Source organism: Nocardia cyriacigeorgica NBRC 100375 (assembly GCF_000308555.1).
Taxonomy (GTDB): domain Bacteria; phylum Actinomycetota; class Actinomycetes; order Mycobacteriales; family Mycobacteriaceae; genus Nocardia; species Nocardia cyriacigeorgica.
The window spans coordinates 13,741-31,508 of sequence record NZ_BAFY01000176.1 but is presented as its reverse complement, the minus strand read 5'-3'; the positions used below and the strand labels follow the sequence as shown (position 1 = coordinate 31,508).

At 68.3% G+C, this 17,768-nt stretch carries 16 protein-coding genes and 1 riboswitch; of the genes, 14 read left to right on the top strand and 2 right to left on the bottom strand.

The genetic code is table 11. The features are described 5' to 3' along the window. Nucleotides 1-195 (top strand): citrate/2-methylcitrate synthase (locus RJ05_RS30020; RefSeq protein WP_303621239.1); only part of this gene is annotated, 195 nt, incomplete at its 5' end. Between the two features lie 472 nt (nt 196-667). Here the strand turns inward: RJ05_RS30020 and metE are convergent. Next, complete coding sequence (gene metE / locus RJ05_RS17055) at nt 668-2,935, bottom strand: 5-methyltetrahydropteroyltriglutamate--homocysteine S-methyltransferase (RefSeq protein ID WP_036538420.1); 2,268 nt, start codon at nt 2,933-2,935, stop codon at nt 668-670. Nucleotides 2,936-3,080: 145 nt separating this feature from the next. After that, a riboswitch (cobalamin riboswitch) is annotated at nt 3,081-3,264 on the bottom strand. 151 nt (nt 3,265-3,415) lie between these two features. Between metE and RJ05_RS17050 the strand changes: the two genes are divergently transcribed. The 4 genes from RJ05_RS17050 (at nt 3,416) to coaD (ending at nt 8,929) form a co-directional block, all read left to right on the top strand. Continuing rightward, the gene (locus tag RJ05_RS17050; protein ID WP_138445496.1) at nt 3,416-4,297 is read left to right on the top strand and encodes a glycosyltransferase family 2 protein; all 882 of its coding nucleotides are present in this window, start codon (nt 3,416-3,418) and stop codon (nt 4,295-4,297) included. A 185-nt stretch (nt 4,298-4,482) separates the two neighbouring features. Next, nucleotides 4,483-7,881 carry a pyruvate carboxylase gene (locus RJ05_RS17045; RefSeq protein ID WP_036538418.1) on the top strand — a complete coding sequence of 1,133 codons (3,399 nt, stop codon included), beginning with the start codon at nt 4,483-4,485 and terminating at the stop codon, nt 7,879-7,881. After that, on the top strand, nt 7,878-8,441 hold the full coding sequence (gene rsmD / locus RJ05_RS17040) for a 16S rRNA (guanine(966)-N(2))-methyltransferase RsmD (RefSeq protein ID WP_036538416.1): 564 nt from the start codon (nt 7,878-7,880) through the stop codon (nt 8,439-8,441). Before RJ05_RS17045 ends, rsmD begins: the two co-directional genes overlap by 4 nt. 2 nt (nt 8,442-8,443) lie before the next feature. Further along, nucleotides 8,444-8,929, top strand: coding sequence for a pantetheine-phosphate adenylyltransferase (gene coaD, locus RJ05_RS17035; RefSeq protein ID WP_036538415.1), 486 nt, complete (start codon nt 8,444-8,446; stop codon nt 8,927-8,929). A gap of 66 nt (nt 8,930-8,995) precedes the next feature. On the opposite strand, the gene RJ05_RS17030 is transcribed toward coaD, so the two are convergent. Further along, the gene (locus RJ05_RS17030; protein ID WP_036538429.1) at nt 8,996-9,508 is read right to left on the bottom strand and encodes a GtrA family protein; all 513 of its coding nucleotides are present in this window, start codon (nt 9,506-9,508) and stop codon (nt 8,996-8,998) included. A gap of 387 nt (nt 9,509-9,895) precedes the next feature. Between RJ05_RS17030 and RJ05_RS17025 the strand changes: the two genes are divergently transcribed. The 9 genes from RJ05_RS17025 (at nt 9,896) to RJ05_RS16990 (ending at nt 17,729) form a co-directional block, all read left to right on the top strand. Then, a complete protein-coding gene (locus RJ05_RS17025) occupies nt 9,896-10,642 on the top strand; it encodes a DivIVA domain-containing protein (RefSeq protein WP_036538414.1) in 747 nt (248 codons plus the stop codon). A gap of 121 nt (nt 10,643-10,763) precedes the next feature. Next, nucleotides 10,764-11,447 carry a YceD family protein gene (locus RJ05_RS17020; protein ID WP_036538413.1) on the top strand — a complete coding sequence of 228 codons (684 nt, stop codon included), beginning with the start codon at nt 10,764-10,766 and terminating at the stop codon, nt 11,445-11,447. 2 nt (nt 11,448-11,449) lie between these two features. Next, a complete protein-coding gene (gene rpmF, locus RJ05_RS30015; RefSeq protein ID WP_048833535.1) occupies nt 11,450-11,632 on the top strand; it encodes a 50S ribosomal protein L32 in 183 nt (60 codons plus the stop codon). 14 nt (nt 11,633-11,646) lie between these two features. After that, nucleotides 11,647-12,369 (top strand): ribonuclease III, encoded by a 723-nt coding sequence (rnc, locus tag RJ05_RS17015; RefSeq protein ID WP_036538412.1) that lies wholly within the window; start codon nt 11,647-11,649, stop codon nt 12,367-12,369. Between the two features lies 1 nt (nt 12,370). Beyond that, nucleotides 12,371-13,237 (top strand): bifunctional DNA-formamidopyrimidine glycosylase/DNA-(apurinic or apyrimidinic site) lyase, encoded by an 867-nt coding sequence (mutM, locus tag RJ05_RS17010; protein ID WP_036538409.1) that lies wholly within the window; start codon nt 12,371-12,373, stop codon nt 13,235-13,237. A gap of 57 nt (nt 13,238-13,294) precedes the next feature. Beyond that, the gene (locus RJ05_RS17005) at nt 13,295-13,876 is read left to right on the top strand and encodes a dihydrofolate reductase family protein (RefSeq protein ID WP_036538427.1); all 582 of its coding nucleotides are present in this window, start codon (nt 13,295-13,297) and stop codon (nt 13,874-13,876) included. Nucleotides 13,877-13,882: 6 nt separating this feature from the next. Next, complete coding sequence (locus RJ05_RS17000; protein ID WP_234012114.1) at nt 13,883-14,944, top strand: PHP domain-containing protein; 1,062 nt, start codon at nt 13,883-13,885, stop codon at nt 14,942-14,944. A 137-nt stretch (nt 14,945-15,081) separates the two neighbouring features. After that, a complete protein-coding gene (locus RJ05_RS16995; RefSeq protein ID WP_249040429.1) occupies nt 15,082-16,578 on the top strand; it encodes a PstS family phosphate ABC transporter substrate-binding protein in 1,497 nt (498 codons plus the stop codon). Between the two features lie 47 nt (nt 16,579-16,625). Further along, a complete protein-coding gene (locus RJ05_RS16990; protein WP_036538406.1) occupies nt 16,626-17,729 on the top strand; it encodes a winged helix DNA-binding domain-containing protein in 1,104 nt (367 codons plus the stop codon). Nucleotides 17,730-17,768: the final 39 nt, after the last annotated feature.

Here is a 17,768-nt window from a genome sequence, read left to right as displayed (position 1 = left end):
CCCAACCTCGATTTCCCCGCGGGCCCCACCTACCATTTGATGGGCTTCGACATAGCGATGTTCACGCCTATCTTCGTCATGAGCCGGATCACCGGATGGACCGCCCACATCGTCGAGCAGGCCCAGTCGAACGCACTGATTCGCCCACTGTCGGAATATGTGGGCGTCGGCCAGCGCGAACTCGTCGTCGCCTGACGCGTACCTACCGATCCGCGAACAGCTCATCGGAGCTGTTCGCGGTCTTCGCATGTTCTGTCCAGTCCTGTGGTGCGGAAGCGCCCGGGCCCAGTGCACTGACAGTTTCGCAACCTATCGGCGTGTCGTTCGGCGCGTCGAAAATTGTTGGTGGCGAAGGGAACCAAACCCGAGGGCGGTCCGTCCAACCTGGCGAAACGATGAAACCGATGGGTGAGGAGGGTATGCGCATGGAGCGGAATCAGGGATGCCGGGCGGTGTGGCGCGGGGTCGTGGCCCCCGATTCTCGGGAGCGGCCGGTGTTGCGGGCGGGGCGTCGATGTCAGGGATGCGTGGTCAAACGCGGCCGACGGCGGGAAACGGGGGCGGCAGGGGAGACGGAGGGCTGAGGGACGTGCCGCGGGATGTGGTCGACGTGCGGCTGGGCCACGCCGTTGGGGCGTGGCCCAGCCTGTTCACTCGGTCCGGCCGATCACCGCAGAGCGCGCGCTGCGGCGACCATATTGCGAAGCGATGCCTCGACCTCGGCGATACCCCGGGTCTTCAAGCCGCAGTCGGGGTTGACCCAGAGGCGTTCGGCGGGAACGGCTTTCAGCGCTTCGCGCAGCGCTGCGGTGATCTCCTCGACGCCGGGCACCCGGGGTGAGTGGATGTCGTAGACGCCAGGGCCGACGCCGAGATCGAAACCCGCGGCGTTCAGGTCATCGAGCACCTCCATGCGCGAGCGTGCCGCTTCGATCGAGGTCACGTCGGCATCCAGCCCCGCGATCGCATCGATCACCTCTCCGAATTCCGAGTAGCACAGATGGGTGTGGATCTGGGTGGCGTCGGCGACGCCGGAGGTCGCCAGCCGGAATGCCTGCACCGACCAGTCCAGATACGCGGACTGCTCGGCGGCCCGCAGCGGCAACAACTCGCGCAGCGCGGGCTCGTCGACCTGAATGATCCGGATACCCGCGTTCTGCAGATCCACCGTCTCGTCCCGGATCGCCAGCGCCACCTGTCGAGCCGAATCGGCCAGCGGCTGATCATCGCGGACGAACGACCACGCCAGGATGGTCACCGGACCCGTCAGCATGCCCTTGACCGGCTTATCGGTCAGCGATTGGGCGAAGGTGATCCATTCGACGGTCATCGGTGCGCGCCGCACCACATCACCGAACAGGATCGGCGGACGGACGCAACGGGTGCCGTAGGACTGCACCCAGCCCAGGTCGGTGGCCGCGAAACCGTCGAGCTGTTCGGCGAAATACTGCACCATGTCATTGCGTTCCGGCTCGCCGTGCACCAGCACATCGAGCTCCAGCTTCTCCTGCACGGCGATGACGCCTGCGATCTCGTCGCGCATCCGCTGCTCGTATTCGCCGCGGTCGATCTCACCCGAACGCAGCGCCGCACGTGCCAACCGGATCGCCGGGGTCTGCGGATAGGAGCCGATAGTGGTGGTCGGCAGCGGCGGCAGCGCCAGGCGTTCGCGCTGTAGCTGCCTGCGTTGCTCGGCGGGAGCGCGACCGATCGCGTCCGGTCCCAGTGCGTCCAGCCGGGCCCGCACCTGGGCGTTGGCGATCCGCGGGTCGGTCGTGCGGCTCGCCGAAGCCGCACGCGCGGCGGCCAAGTCCTCGGCGATGGCCTCGGTGCCCGCACGCAGGCCGGTGGCGAGCACTCGCACCTCGCCGACCTTCTCCGCGCCGAAGGCCAGCCAGGAACGCAGTGCGTCGTCGAGTCGTGTCTCGACCGCGAGCGAGTACGGCACATGCAAGAGTGAGCACGAGGTCGAGACCGCCACCGACCGCGCGCAACCGAGCACGGTGCCGAGGGTGCTCAGCGCCGCGTCCAGATCCGTGCGCCACACATTGCGTCCGTCGACCACACCGGCTACCAGCAGCTTGTTCGCCAACGCCGGTACCGCCGCGACCTCGTCCACCTCGGTGCCCGACACCAGATCGACCGCGACACCCTCGACGTCGGTGCCCGCCAGCGCCGCGAGCGCGGGACCGGGGGTGCCGAAGTAGGTGGCCACCAGGACGGCCGGGCGATCGCCGGAGACGGTGAGCTCGGTGTAGACCCGCCGCACCACCGCCAGTTCATCCTCGGTCATATCGGTGACCAGCACCGGTTCATCGATCTGCACCCAGCGAGCGCCGGCCTCGACGAGCAGGCGAAGCAGTTCGCGATACAGCGGCACCAACTCGTCGATGCGCTCGAGCGCGGCCGGCCCGGCCGATTTGGCCAGCTTCGAAAAGGTGACCGGACCGATGATCACCGGCCGCGCGGGCACCCCGAGGTCGATCGCCTCGCGCAGCTGGTCCAGCACGGTTTCGGGATGCAGGCCGAACGAGGTCTGCGGCCCGATCTCGGGCACCAGGTAGTGATAGTTGGTGTCGAACCACTTGGTCATCTCCAGCGGTTCGACCGCGTCGGTACCGCGCGCGGCGGCGAAATAGCGGTCCAGCGGATCCTCGATGCCGGCCACCCGCGGCGGCAGCGCGCCGAGCAGCACAGCGGTGTCGAGCATCTGATCGTAATAGGAGAAGGTGCCGACCGGAATCGAATCCATTCCGGCGGCGAGTAATTCGGTGTACTGCGTGCGGCGCAGCTCGCGAGCCACCTGATGCAGCTGCGCTGCGTCGATGCGTCCGGCCCAATAGGACTCGATGGCTCGCTTGAGCTCCCGGCGTGGCCCCACCCGGGGAAGCCCGAGAACCGTTGCGGTGAACGGGTTGTGCGGAAGAACAGTCACGGTGTTTCTCCAGTGCTGAGTTGCGACAGGCGATCGCCGATTCGGAACGCACGGCACCGATGAGTCCGGCCGACCCGGCAGACGGGTCGTTTTGGCAACACTGGTGGCGCGCGCCCGGTCCACGAGGCGATGGCCGCCGGATACGGCGTATCCGGCACAACGGGCAGGTCTTCGGACTCGCGGGCACCGGCCGATGCTGCCGACCTACTGGCCGTCGCTTCCCAGGCGGTGTGCCCAGTGCTGATGACGGCGGTCGTTCCCACTCACCGCTGCGGGACAGTCCCGGATTTCCACCGGGTTCCCTCTCACCCGCCAGGGGCGGGCTTCGACGCCGGGGCGGTCGTTCGGGGCTCCAAGTCGACCGGCCGGCGAACCAGCTGCGATGCCCACGATAGTCGGGGCGGCGCTCCGGTGGTGAGCCGCCCACACCTGTCATAACCTAAACACCTGTCTTTCACACAAGGGTGAGGAGGAGGGGTTGTGCCGGCAACCGAACCCACGATGACCTCGGTCGTCATTCCCGCACACATCGTCACCGATGCCGATCGAACCCATCTCGACGAGCAGCTGGCGGCGCTCGCCGAGCAGGATCACGACGGCGAATTCGAGGTCGTGGTCGCCGATAATCGCAGCGCGCCCGGTCTGGAGGCGCATCTGGCAGGCCACCCGTTGCGCACACGGCTGAACCTGCGCTGCGTTCCCGCGTCGGATACCGCAGGCGCGGCCTACGCCCGCAATGTCGGCGCCGCGCATGCCAGCGGCGAGGTCCTGCTGTTCTGCGACCACGACGACCGCGTGCATCCTAACTGGATGCGCCGCATGCTGGCCTTCCTCGACGAGGGCTACGACCTGATCAGCTGCGCGGTGGAAGGTCGCACGCTCAATGCCGGCAACCGCCGCGGCGTCGCGGAGATACCGGCGCCGGACCGGTTCCAGCCGCCCGGAGTGTTCGCCCCGGTGATCGTCGGCTGCGCGATGGCGTGCCGGGCGAATGTCTACCGCAAGCTCGGCGGCATCGACATCACCTATGCCGCCAACGAAGACCTCGCCTTCGGCTGGAAGGCCCATCGCGAAGGATTTCGCACCGGGTTCTTGCCGGAAGCTCTGGTGGCCTACCGCTATCGCCGCGGCTTCGGTCCCGGATTCCGGCAGGGCCGCGCCCGCGGCATCGGATTGGCCCGGCTCAACGCGGAGTTCCCGGACAACGGCCTGCCGCGGATCCATCTGCCCGAGGTGCTGATCCGGCTGATCCGGCTCACGTTCTCGCGCGGGTTGACCGGTGAGGAACGTGGCCTGCTGATGGGCGTCGGAGTGGGCCAGCTGCGCGGTGGCCTGCGGTATCGCACCGTGCACTGGTGGTGACTCGCCAGTAGGTAACCCGCCAGTAGCTAGGGCCCGGAGTTCACCGCACGATCCGCCGGACCGCTCGGTGAGATATGACGGCCGGATGAACGCAACTTCGCAACCATGCAAGGACCGGTTGTGAAGATTGCTGCGAAGGGGACTTCCCTGTCGGCCCACGGTGCGGGGGCGGGTACCTTAGGTCAATGTTCTCGAAAGTCTTGGTTGCCAACCGCGGCGAAATCGCCATCCGCGCCTTCCGCGCGGCCTATGAACTCGGCATCGGGACCGTGGCCGTCTTCCCGCATGAGGACCGCAACTCGGTGCACCGCCTGAAGGCGGACGAGGCCTATCAGATCGGCGAGGAAGGCCACCCGGTTCGGGCATACCTGTCCATCGACGCCATCATCGATGCGGCCAAGACAGCCGGGGCCGACGCCATCTATCCCGGGTACGGCTTCCTGTCCGAGAACCCCGACCTCGCGGCCGCTTGCGCGCGTGAGGGCATCACCTTCATCGGTCCCTCCGCCGAGGTACTCGAGCTCGCCGGTAACAAGGCGCGCGCCATCGCGGCGGCCAAAGCCGCAGGGCTACCGGTACTGAAGTCGAGCGAACCGTCGGCAAACGTCGACGAGTTGCTGGCCGCGGCCGAAACGATGGAGTTCCCGATCTTCGTCAAGGCCGTCGCGGGTGGCGGTGGCCGCGGTATGCGCCGGGTGGCCGCGCCCGCGCAGTTGCGCGAAGCCATCGAAGCCGCCTCCCGTGAGGCCGAATCGGCCTTCGGTGACCCGACGGTGTTCCTCGAGCAGGCCGTGGTGAACCCGCGCCACATCGAGGTGCAGATCCTGGCCGACACCCAGGGCAATGTCATGCATCTGTTCGAGCGCGACTGTTCGGTGCAGCGCAGGCACCAGAAGGTGATCGAGCTCGCGCCCGCGCCGAACCTCGATCCCGAACTGCGCGAACGGATCTGCGCCGACGCGGTGGCCTTCGCCCGCGAGATCGGCTACAGCTGCGCCGGCACCGTGGAATTCCTGCTCGACGAGCGCGGCAAGCACGTCTTCATCGAGATGAACCCGCGCATCCAGGTCGAACACACGGTGACCGAGGAGATCACCGATGTCGACCTGGTGCAGTCGCAGCTGCGCATCGCCGCCGGTGAATCGCTGGCCGATCTGGGCCTGAGTCAGGACACCGTCGCCATTCGCGGCGCGGCTATGCAGTGCCGGATCACCACCGAGGACCCGGCCAACGGCTTCCGCCCCGACACCGGCCGCATCACCGCCTACCGCACCCCGGGCGGCGCGGGCATCCGGCTGGACGGCGGCGCCAACCTGGGCGCCGAGATCGGCGCCTACTTCGACTCCATGCTGGTCAAGCTGACCTGTCGCGGCCGCGATTTCGCCACCGCGGTGGCGCGGTCACGGCGCGCGCTGGCCGAATTCCGTATCCGCGGCGTCACGACCAACATCCCGTTCCTGCTCGCGGTGCTCGACGATCCGGATTTCCGGGCGGGCAAGGTCACCACCTCGTTCATCGACGAACGGCCGCAGCTGCTCGACCTTCGCCGCTCCGCCGACCGCGGCACCAAGATCCTCGAATACCTGGCCGACGTCACCGTCAACAAGCCGCACGGTGAGCGGCCGACCGCGGTGTACCCGCACGACAAGCTTCCCGCCATCGACCTGTCGGTGCCGCCGCCGGACGGCTCGCGCCAGCGACTGCTGACACTGGGCCCCGAGGGTTTCGCGCGGGCGCTGCGCGAACAGGACGCGGTCGCGGTCACCGACACCACCTTCCGCGACGCGCATCAGTCCCTGCTGGCCACCCGGGTACGCACCGGCGGGCTGCTCGCGGTCGCCGGCCACGTCGCCCGGCTGACCCCGGAGTTGCTGTCGATCGAGTGCTGGGGCGGCGCGACCTATGACGTCGCGCTGCGGTTCCTCTACGAGGACCCGTGGGAGCGCCTGGCGGCGCTGCGTGAGGCGGTGCCCAACATCTGCTTGCAGATGCTGCTGCGCGGGCGCAACACCGTCGGCTACACCCCGTACCCGGAGCAGGTGACCCGGGCCTTCGTCTCCGAGGCGACGGCCACCGGCATCGACATCTTCCGCATCTTCGACGCCCTCAACAATGTCGACCAGATGCGCCCGGCCATCGACGCGGTCCGCGAAACCGGTACCGCGGTCGCCGAAGTCGCGATGAGCTACACCGGCGACCTGTCCAACCCGGACGAGAACATCTACACCCTCGACTACTACCTGAAGCTGGCCGAGCAGATCGTCGACGCCGGCGCGCACGTGCTCGCGATCAAGGACATGGCCGGTCTGCTGCGTGCTCCCGCCGCCGCGACCCTGGTCTCGGCGCTGCGCAGCAACTTCGATCTGCCGGTGCACGTGCACACCCACGACACTCCCGGCGGTCAGCTGGCCACCTATCTGGCGGCCTGGCAGGCCGGCGCCGACGCCGTCGACGGTGCCAGTGCCGCGATGGCAGGCACCACCAGCCAGCCCGCGCTGTCCGCGATCGTGGCGGCCGCGGCCAACAGCCCACACGACACCGGGCTGAACCTGCAGAACGTCTGCGATCTGGAGCCGTACTGGGAGGCGCTGCGCAAGGTGTACGCGCCGTTCGAGTCCGGCCTGCCCGCGCCGACCGGCCGCGTCTACACCCACGAGATTCCGGGTGGTCAGCTGTCGAATCTGCGTCAGCAGGCGATCGCGCTCGGCCTCGGCGATCGTTTCGAAGAGGTCGAGGCGAAGTACGCGGCCGCCGACCGGTTGCTCGGCCGGCTGGTGAAGGTGACGCCGTCGTCGAAGGTCGTCGGTGATCTGGCGCTGGCGCTGGTCGGCACCGGCGTCGACATCGACGATTTCGCCGCCGACCCCGGCCGCTACGACATCCCCGATTCGGTGATCGGGTTCCTGCGCGGCGAACTCGGCACACCCGCAGGCGGCTGGCCCGAACCGTTCCGCACCAAGGCGCTGGCCGGGCGCGGCACCGCCAAGCCGGAAACCCCGCTCGCCCCCGAGGACGAGGCCGGTCTCGCGGGCACCTCCGAGCAGCGGCGGGCCACGCTCAACCGGCTGCTGTTCCCCGGACCGACCGCCGTATTCCTCGCCCACCGCGACAAATACGGCGACACCACCGGTCTGTCGGCCAATCAGTTCTTCTACGGTCTGCGCCGTGGCGAGGAACATCGCGTGCAGCTGGAGAAGGGCGTCACGCTGCTCATCGGTCTGGAGGCGATTTCCGAGCCCGACGAACGCGGTATGCGCACGGTCATGTGCATCCTCAACGGCCAGCTGCGGCCGGTGTCGGTGCGCGACCGGTCGGTGGCCAGTGAGATCCCGGCCGCGGAGAAGGCCGACAAGAACAACGCCGGTCATATCGCCGCGCCGTTCGCCGGTGTGGTGACCCTCGCGGTCGCCGAGGGTGACACCGTGGCCGCCGGCGACACCATCGGCACCATCGAAGCGATGAAGATGGAGGCCGCCATCACCGCGCCGCGCGCGGGCCTGGTCGGCCGCGTCGCCATCGGCAAGGTGCAGCAGGTAGAGGGTGGTGACCTGCTGATCGAGCTGGCCGTGCGCGAATCCGAATGACCCGCATCGTCGCCGGGACCGCAGGCGGGCGCCGTCTGCGCGTCCCGCCCGCGGGCACCAGGCCCACCTCGGACCGGGTGCGCGAGGCGCTGTTCAGCGCCATCGACGCCCGCCTGGATCTGGACGGCGCCCGGGTGCTCGACCTGTACGCCGGGTCCGGTGCGCTCGGGCTGGAAGCGCTCTCGCGTGGCGCGGCGCGGGCGATGCTGATCGAATCCGACCGCAAGGCCGCCGCGGTGGTGCGCGGCAATATCGCCGACCTCGGGTTGCCGGGGGCGCAACTGCGCGTCGGGGCGGTGGCGAGCGTGCTCGCGCAATCCGCGCCCGCTGCCTACGATCTGGTCTTCTCCGATCCGCCGTACGACGTGCCCACCGAGGATGTGATCGCCGACCTCACGGCACTCGCGGCCAACGGCTGGCTCGCCCCGATGGCATTGGTGATCGTTGAGCGATCCATCCGGTCACCCGAAATCGCCTGGCCCGCAGGCTATGCGCCGATGAAGCCACGCAAGTACGGGGAGACCAGAATCGAGCTCGCCGAGTTCGGTGCTAGCGTTTGACCATGGCTGCAGCACTGTGCCCCGGATCCTTCGACCCGGTCACCAACGGTCACCTCGACGTGTTCGCCCGCGCGGCCGCGCAGTTCGACGAGGTGATCGTCACGGTCAATGTGAACCCCAAGAAACAGGGCATGTTCACCGTCGAGGAGCGCATGGAACTGCTGCGCGAATCGGTCGCCCACCTGCCCAATGTGCGCGTCGCGTCCTGGCAGGGCCTGACGGTCGACTTCGCCAAGCAGGAGGGCATCACCGCGATCGTCAAGGGCCTGCGCGATGCGGGCGACTTCGGCTACGAACTCCAGATGGCTCAGATGAACCACAAGCTGGCCGGCGTCGACACCTTCTTCATCGCCACCAATCCGTCGCTGAGCTATCTGTCCAGCTCGCTGGTCAAGGAAGTGGCGACCTACGGCGGCGACGTCAGCGACATGCTGCCGCCCGCGGTGCACAAGCGCCTGTTGGAGCGGATCGCCGAACGCGCGAGCTGACCGCCCCTCGACCAGTTCGCCCCGGATCCACGTCGTGGACCGGGGCGAATCTGTGTGTCGGTGAACTCAGAAGACCAAACCGCGCAGCGCCAGGAAGCGCAGCCCGCCGACGGCGGCGGTGATGCCGAGGACGGCGGCGGCTTGGAAGGTGCTGTCGAGGCCGGGCGCCCAGAAATCGAGTGCGGCCAGGCCCGCGGTGGAAATGCCGAGGCCGGCGAGCGCGAGACCGCCGCCTTCCCATTGGGCGGTGAACCAGCCGACGCGACCGGCGGCATGGAAGGTGAGCTGACGATGCAGTTCATTGGCGATGACCGTGCTGACGACGGAACCGACGACGTTGGCCACCAGCGGCCCGATGCCGAGCATGCCGAAGAACAGCAGCACGTAAGCGATATTGCTGCACCCGCCGACCAGGGCGAAACGGATCAGCTGGGGGAATGCCCGATCGCCGCGCAGGTATTCGAGTACGCGACCCAGCCGCCGGCTCGACGCTTCCCGCATTTCCGGGTACGGCCCGGCCAGCGGCGTGAGAACACGCGCGGTAGGCAGTGCCGGTCGCGGTAGTTCCAGGACGGTCATGGTCATTCCGATCGAACGTGAGCCAACAGGTAAGACAACTGCGAGGGTCTTCGCATTCCTTCCCGCCGGCGTGAACGCGAGGCTTCGAACGTCATGTTCAGTGTGTACTGAACATACGAAACCTGTCAACGTCGATGTCGAGGTGTCCTGCTCGTCGGCCTGCCTTCACTGCACGGTCGCAGGGTGTGCCTGTGGTCCGCTTATGAAGATCTTGTGGCTTCGGAAACGAATTTAGCACGAAGCGGAGGCCCTTACTCCACTTGATTTCTGTGGTCTGCGAGACACTGGCACGACACACCGGAAAGGGACTCGGCACAGACCGTGGCGAAGGGCACACTGGGCGACGACGGAAGTTCGCCGTCGATCTGGAGAGCGGGGTAAGTGAGCATGTATCGCGTATTCGAAGCACTCGACGAGTTGGTCGCCATCGTCGAAGAGGCGCGCGGGATCCCTCCGACGCGCAACTGCATCGTGCCGCGCGGTGATGTGCTGGAGCTGCTCGACGACGTCAGAGACGCCCTGCCCGGCGAACTCGACGACGCCCAGGACGTCCTCGACCACCGCGACAAGATCGTCACCGATGCCCGCAACGCCGCCGAAACGGCGGTGACCGGCGCCAACGAACAGGCCGCCGAGACCATCGAGAACGCGCGAGCCGAGGCCGATCGCATCCTCGCCGACGCCAAGGCGCACGCCGACCGCATGGTCGCCGAGGCCACCGCCCACGCCGATCATCTGGTCGACACCGCCGAGGCCGAGGCCGCCCGCGTGGTCGCCGACGGCAATGCCGAATACGAAGCCCTCACCGGACGGGCGCGCGCGGAGTCCGAGCGGATGATCGAGGCGGGCAAGGCCGCTTACGAGCGTTCGGTCGCCGAGGGCCAGGCCGAGCGCGACCGACTGGTCGCGCAGACCGAGGTGGTGCGGGCCGCGCACGCGGAATCGGCGCGGCTCATCGACGCCGCGCAGGCCGATTCGGACCGGATGCGCGAGGAATGCGATCACTACGTCGACTCCAAGCTCGCCGAATTCGAGGAGACGCTCAACGGCACGCTGCGCATCGTCGGACGTGGTCGTCAGCAGCTGCGTACCGGGATGGGCATGCCCGATTACGTCTCCGACTACCGCCGCTGAGGGTCCGCGCCCCGCTTGGCTGCTGTCCCCGGCCGACCGGCTCGACTTGGGTCCGGCGCTCCCTCTCGCGTATTGTGGAGTGGTTGCCCATTCCCCCCTTGATTGTGAAGGTGAGTTCGTGATGTCCGCCGGTTCCGGTTCCGCCTCGCGTTCGCGTACCGGCTCGCACCCGGTGTCCGACGCGGGATTCGTGCTGGACGTCCGCAATCTCGGCCGCGGCGCCGGGTCCATGCGTGAGCTGCGCCGCACGGTGACCACGACCGAACGTCTCGGACTGGACCTGATCGCGGTTCCCGCCGGCGCCGAGGTGGAGCTCGATCTGCGGTTGCAGGCGGTGTCCGAAGGCGTGCTGATCACCGGAACGGTGTCGGCGCCGCTGACCGGCGAATGCTCGCGCTGCCTCGAATCGTTCGACGACGAGATCGAGCTGTCGCTGACCGAACTGTTCGCCTACCCGGACAGCGCCACCGAGCAGACCACCTCCGAGGACGAGGTGTACCGGATGACCGACGATCTCATCGACCTCGAGCCCGTCATCGTCGATGCCCTCGGCGTCGAGCTCCCGCTGCAACCGTTGTGCACGCCCGACTGCGCCGGACTGTGCCCGGAATGCGGCGTGCGGATGGCGATTGCGGGTTCTGATCATGGGCATGAGATAATTGACCCTCGCTGGGCCGGGCTGGCGAAGTTCGCCGCCGATTCACCCAGCACCGGCAGCCCCGATGAGGGTGCCGCCACCCCAGACCGTTCCGCCGAACAGGCAGACACTGCCGACCGGGCAGATACACAGACAGAGGAGAAGTAGTCGTGGCCGTTCCCAAGCGCCGGATGTCCCGTTCCAACACCAGGTCGCGGCGCAGCCAGTGGAAGGCTGCCGCGCCGACCCTCGTCACCTGCTCCAACCGGGCCTGCGGTGAGAAGACCCTCCCGCACATCGCCTGCCCGTCCTGCGGCACCTACAAGGGCCGCCAGGTCACCTCTGCGGTCTGAGCACCAGATCAGCCGTGACCGCCGGTAAGGACGAACTCGGCCCCTCCGGTGACCACGCGAGCCTGCTCGCCGCACTCGGGGTCGAGATACGGCCGGAGCTGCTGACGCTCGCGCTCACCCACCGCTCGTACGCGTACGAGAACGGTGGGCTCCCGACCAACGAGCGCCTGGAATTCCTCGGCGACTCGGTGCTCGGGCTGAGCATCACCGAACGGCTCTACCACGAGCATCCGGACAAGTCCGAAGGCGAGCTCGCCAAGCTGCGCGCCAGCGTGGTCAACATGCACGCGCTCGCCGAGGTCGCCCGCGGTCTCGGCGAGGGCGGGCTCGGCGCGCACCTGCTGCTCGGTAAGGGTGAAGAACTCACCGGCGGCCGGGACAAACCGAGCATCCTCGCCGACGGCATGGAGTCGCTGCTGGGTGCCGTTCACCTTGAGCACGGCATCGAGGTCGCTCGCGGTGTGGTGCTGCGGCTGTTCGCCGAACTGCTCGAGCGTGGCCCGCGCATGGGTGCCGGGCTCGACTGGAAGACCAGCCTGCAAGAGCTCACCGCCGAACGCGGTCTCGGCGTGCCCAGCTACGAGATCACCTCGACCGGGCCCGACCACGACAAGGAATTCACCGCGACCACGGTGATCGGCGGCCAGGCCTACGGTCAGGGCGTCGGCCGGTCCAAGAAGGAAGCCGAGCAGAAGGCCGCGGGGGCCGCCTACCAGGCGCTCACCGCCGAATCCTGACGTGCCCGAACTCCCCGAAGTCGAGGTCGTCCGGCGCGGTCTGGCCGAGCATGTGGTGGGCCACGTCATCGAATCGGTGGCCGTCGGCCATCCGCGCTCGGTTCGCCGTCATCTCGAAGGCGCCGCCGACCTCGCCGCCCGGCTGTCCGGGCTGCGCGTCACCGCCGCCGAACGACGCGGCAAGTACCTGTGGCTGACCTTCGACGATCCCGATCTCGCGCTGGTCGTCCACCTCGGCATGAGCGGGCAGATGCTGATCCGGCCGGGCGAGGCGCCGGTGGAAAAGCACGCCCACATTCGGGCCACCCTCGATAACGGCGCCGAGCTGCGCTTCGTCGACCAGCGCACCTTCGGCGGCTGGACGCTGGCCGATCTGGTCGAGGTGGACGGCACCCGTGTCCCCGAACCGGTCGCCCACATCGCGCGCGATCCGCTGGATCCGCGCTTCGACCCCGAGACGGTGGTGGCCGCGATCCGGGCCAAGAACACCGAGATCAAGCGGGTGCTGCTCGACCAGACGGTCGTTTCCGGCGTCGGCAACATCTACGCCGACGAGGCCCTGTGGCGGGCGAAGCTGCACGGCAGCCGCATCGCGTCCGGGCTCAGCAAGCCGGTGCTGCGCGCTCTGCTCGCCGACGCCGCCGCCGTGATGCGCGACGCGCTGGCCGCAGGCGGCACCTCCTTCGACGCTCTGTATGTCGACGTCAACGGCGATTCCGGATACTTCGAACGCTCGCTGGCCGTCTACGGCCGCGCCGAACAGCCGTGCCCGCGTTGCGGCGCGCCGATCGTGCGGGAGAAGTTCATGAACCGCTCGTCGTTTTCGTGTCCGCGATGCCAGCGGAAGCCTCGCCCGAGGACCCGATAGCGAGCTACCGTTTCTGCATACGGCTCTACTGTGACACCGGCCGTGCAGGAAGGACACATGCGCAAGCTCACCTACTACGTCGCATCCACCATCGACGGGTTCATCGCCACCGAGGACGGGTCGGTCGACTTCTTCCCGGTCGGCGGCGACCACGGCCCGGCGATCACGGCGCAGTACCCGGAAACGCTGCCGACCAAAGTGCGCGAGGCGCTCGGGATCGATAAGCGCAACGCCAACTTCGATACGGTGCTGATGGGCCGCAAGACCCACGATTTCGGGGTGCGTACCGGCACCTCCAGCCCGTACGCGCATCTGCGTCAGTTCGTGGTCTCCACGACCATGACCGAGAGCCCGGACCCGGCCGTCGAGCTGATCTCGGCCGATCCGCTGGCCACGGTGCGCGAGCTCAAACGCGACAAGGGGCTCGGCATCTGGCTGTGCGGTGGCGGCGAACTGGCCCAGGCGCTGCTGCCGGAGATCGACCAGATCTTCCTCAAGCTGTACCCGATCGTGCTCGGCCGGGGACGCTCGCTGTTCGGCGACGGACCCAAGCTGCCCGAGCCGACCCGGTTCCGGGTGATCACCAGCCAGGTGTTCGAGGACGGGGTGGCCTTCGTGAAATACGCCAGGATCCGATAGGCCGCGGTGGGCGGCGATCCGATCGGAACACCGGACCCGGCCAGTGTGCCGGGGCCGGTGGCTGCGTTGCGCGAGATCGGGTTCTGGCTCGAGCGCGAGCGCGCCAAAACGCATCGGGTGCAGGCCTATCGGCGGGCGGCCGATATCGTCGCCGGGCTCAGCGAGGACGAACGCGCGGCCCGGCAGGCGGCGGGCAGCTGGCAGGAGTTGGCGGGCATCGGGCCGAAGACCGCGGCCGTCATCGAGCAGGCCTACGCCGGTGAGGTGCCGCGGTACCTGACCGAGCTGCGGGCGGCCGCCGAACCGATCGGCATCGAAGGCAGGCCGTTGCGGCGGCTGCTGCGCGGTGATCTGCACACCCACTCCGACTGGTCCGACGGCGGCAGCCCGATCGCGGAGATGATGCGCACCGCGGCCGCGCTCGGCCACGAATACTGTGCGCTGACCGACCATTCGCCGCGACTGACCGTCGCCAATGGCCTGTCCGCCGAGCGGCTGCGCCGCCAGCTGGACATGGTCGCCGAACTCAATGCCGAACTCGCGCCCTTTCGCATCCTCACCGGCATCGAGGTCGATATCCTCGACGACGGCACCCTCGATCAGGACCCCGACCTGCTCGATGAGCTGGATATCGTTGTGGCCAGCGTGCATTCGCGGTTGCGCGACGACCGCGAGACCATGACCAAACGCATGGTCTACGCCGTGGCCAATCCGCTGGTCGATGTGCTCGGGCACTGCACCGGGCGGCTGGTGCTCGGCGGGCGCGGCACCCGGCCGGAATCGGATTTCGACGCCGAACTGGTTTTCGAGGCGTGCCGGCGCTTCGGCACCGCGGTCGAGATCAACAGCAGGCCCGAACGGCAGGACCCGCCGAGCCGGTTGATGCGGCTGGCGGTCGAGATCGGTTGCGAATTCGCCGTCGACACCGATGCGCACGCGCCGGGCCAACTGGATTGGCAGGGCTACGGTTGTGCCCGTGCCGTCGCCAACGAGGTGCCGCCCGAACGCGTCATCAATACCCGGCCGGTGGACGAATTGCTGGCCTGGACGCGACAAACCGGGGCCTGATCGCCCGGGGAGTTTGATTAACTGTTGGCGAACAATCCGGTCGACGCTGGTGAATCGCGCCCGTCGCGGCCGAAAATGATTGCCACGCATTTTCGTTGGGGAGGGACAGTTCAGTGGGCGGCTTTCCGCTAGAGATCGTGCTGGCACTCATCGGTATCGCGGTGCCGGTCGGCGCCTTCTTGTGGGAGTTCGTTTTCGTCGGGCGTAAACAGCTCGGCTACCGGGTGCAGATGGATACACCGGTCACCGGTGAGATCGAATCGGTGTTTCCGGGTGTGCTGCCCCAGCTGCGGCCGCAGGCCGACGGGGCGAGTCCCGATCTGAAGGATCTGTCGGTGGTCCTGATGCGGATCGAGAACAGCGGCGCCACCTCGCTCGACAGCGCCGACTACGGCGTTCCCGACAATGGTCGCGCCGGGCTGCACCTGCGCTTCCCGCAGCGACGGGTGATCGGCATGGCCGTCACCGAACTCAGCGATCCCGCGCTCGGCGATCTACTCGAACCGGACTCTGGCATCGCGGTGCGGGAAACCTCCGACCATGTCGGCATCATCGACCTGCCGAGGGTGCCGCTCAACCGGGCCGATCACTACAAGATCCTGGCCATCCTGCAACGGTCGGCGGGTACGGGGGAGTATCCGCCGCCACGGTTGCAGGGCATGATCAAGGGCGGCCGGGTCACCGAAACCCGTAGCCAGACCGGTATTCCATTGTTCATGATCGCGCTCATCGCGTTTCTGGTGGTGGTCATCGTCGCGCAATTCATCGTCGCGGCGGTCGAACGGGGGAAGGCGCCGCTCGGGTGCGCCGACGGGAAGCTGACGGTGGTCGGGTCGACCGCGTTCGAACAGGTGATTCGCGAGGCGGCCGACGTCTACAAGCACAGCTGCCGAGGCGCGAGGTTCGAATTCGCCTTCGAGGGCAGCGAACCGGGCATGAACCGGCTGGAATCGGAGGGCAACGACAATCCGGGTCTGCTCGCGATCGCGGACGGTCCGATGGGGCTGGACTATCCGGAGCTGGTGGAGCGGCCGCTGGCCTTGTCGCTGTTCAGCGTGATCGTGCATCCCGGCACGAAGGTCCGGCATCTGACCGTCGAGCAGATCCGCGACCTGTACGCCGGGCGGGTGCGGAACTGGAGCGAGTTGGGCGGGGCGGATCTGCCGGTGCGACTGATCAACCGGCATCCGGGATCGGGGACGCGGCGGACCTTCGAAACGCGGCTGCTCGACGGCGAGCAGCCGCCCGCGCGCGATGCCACCTGCCGGGAGATCCGGCGCGAGCCCGGCCCCGGCCGCTGCGATGTGGCTGTCACCAAGGACATGCTCGCCGCGGTGGCCGAGACACCCGGCGCCGTCGGCTATGCCGAACACGCCGACGCCGCCGAGTCCACGCAGGTCGCGACGGTCACCATCAACGGTCAGCAGGCCACCCGGGAAGCGGCCGCCAACCGCGTCTATCCGTTCTGGGGCATCGAGTACGCCTATAGCTACGGCGATTTCGCGCCGGGTTCGCTCGGCGCGAGTTTCCTGCGGTTCCTCACCGAGGCCGGCGGGGAAGACGTGATCCGGGCCGCCGGGAACATGCCGTGCCGGGATCTGGCCTATCCGTCGATGTGCCGCCCGTTCCCGTGAGTTCGACGGCCCGGGCCTGTCGGTGGGTTCGACCATAATCGTCGACCATGCGGGAGTTGTCGTTACGTGAGCTGAATCGGACGCTGCTGGTGCGGCAGCGGCTGGCCGACCGCGTCGACGAGGCACCGCTCGAGGTGATCCGGCATCTGGTGGCGGTGCAGGGGCAGGATCCGAACTGGCCCTATGTGGGGTTGTGGGCGCGGGTCGGCGGCTTCCGGCACGCCGATCTCGAAGGGCTACTGCGGGACCGAGAAGTGGTGCGGTCCACCATGATCCGGCGCACCATGCATCTGGCCACCGCCGAGGATTACCGCTGGCTGCGGCCGACCGTGCAGCCGTGGGTCGAGTCGTTGCTGAAGGCGGCCTACTACCGCGACGAGATCGAGGGCATCGATCTCGCCGAGCTCGCCGCCCACGGTAGGCGCCTGCTGACCGGCCGCATGATGCCACGGACCGAGCTGGGCAAGCTGCTGGGCGAGCATTTTCCCGACCGGCTGGCCCGCCGCCTCGCCGACAGCGTGGAGGTGCTGGTGCCGATGGCGCACGGCGCCGACACCGGTGCGTGGGGTCGGTGGACCAACCGCTACGTCACCGTGGGGCTGGCCGAGGAATGGATCGGGGCGCCGCTGGCAGCCGAACCCGATCCGGACACCCTCGTCCTGCGCTATCTGGCGGCCTTCGGTCCCGCCACGGTCGCCGATGTCCAGGCCTGGTCCGGCGTCACCCGCTTGGCCGCGGTGCTGGCGCGGCTGCGGCCCGGCCTGCGGGTATTTCGCGCCGAGGACGGTCGTGAGCTGTTCGACCACCCCGACGCGCCCCTCGCGCCCGCGGACCTGCCGGTGCCGGTTCGCTTCCTCCCCGCCTTCGACAATGCCCTGCTCGGGCACAAGGACCGCCGCCGCATCATCGCCGAGCACGACCGCAGGCGCACCGCCCGCGAGGCCTCGGCGGGCATCCCGGTCTATCTGGTGGACGGTTTCACCCACGGCCGCTGGGGCCTGGACAAGGCCACGATCCGCATCCTGCCCTGGTATCCGCTCGACCGCGCCGGCGAGAGCGCCGTACTCGCCGAGGCCGCGCAGTTGCTGGAGTTCATCGCGCCGGGCCCGGCGGGCGATGTCGTCATCGACCGATCCGAGCAGAGCCGATAGCGCCGGTCGGATTCGCGCGCGGTCCGTGCCCGAGCAGCC

Bases quoted from the DNA above. Each gene is read 5' to 3' on its own strand.
- RJ05_RS17045 (WP_036538418.1), top strand. From the start codon at position 4,483: ATGTTCTCGAAAGTCTTGGTTGCCAACCGCGGCGAAATCGCCATCCGC.
- rsmD (WP_036538416.1), top strand. From the start codon at position 7,878: ATGACCCGCATCGTCGCCGGGACCGCAGGCGGGCGCCGTCTGCGCGTC.
- coaD (WP_036538415.1), top strand. From the start codon at position 8,444: ATGGCTGCAGCACTGTGCCCCGGATCCTTCGACCCGGTCACCAACGGT.
- RJ05_RS17030 (WP_036538429.1), bottom strand. From the start codon at position 9,508: ATGACCGTCCTGGAACTACCGCGACCGGCACTGCCTACCGCGCGTGTT.
- RJ05_RS17025 (WP_036538414.1), top strand. From the start codon at position 9,896: ATGTATCGCGTATTCGAAGCACTCGACGAGTTGGTCGCCATCGTCGAA.
- RJ05_RS17020 (WP_036538413.1), top strand. From the start codon at position 10,764: ATGTCCGCCGGTTCCGGTTCCGCCTCGCGTTCGCGTACCGGCTCGCAC.
- RJ05_RS17005 (WP_036538427.1), top strand. From the start codon at position 13,295: ATGCGCAAGCTCACCTACTACGTCGCATCCACCATCGACGGGTTCATC.
- RJ05_RS16990 (WP_036538406.1), top strand. From the start codon at position 16,626: ATGCGGGAGTTGTCGTTACGTGAGCTGAATCGGACGCTGCTGGTGCGG.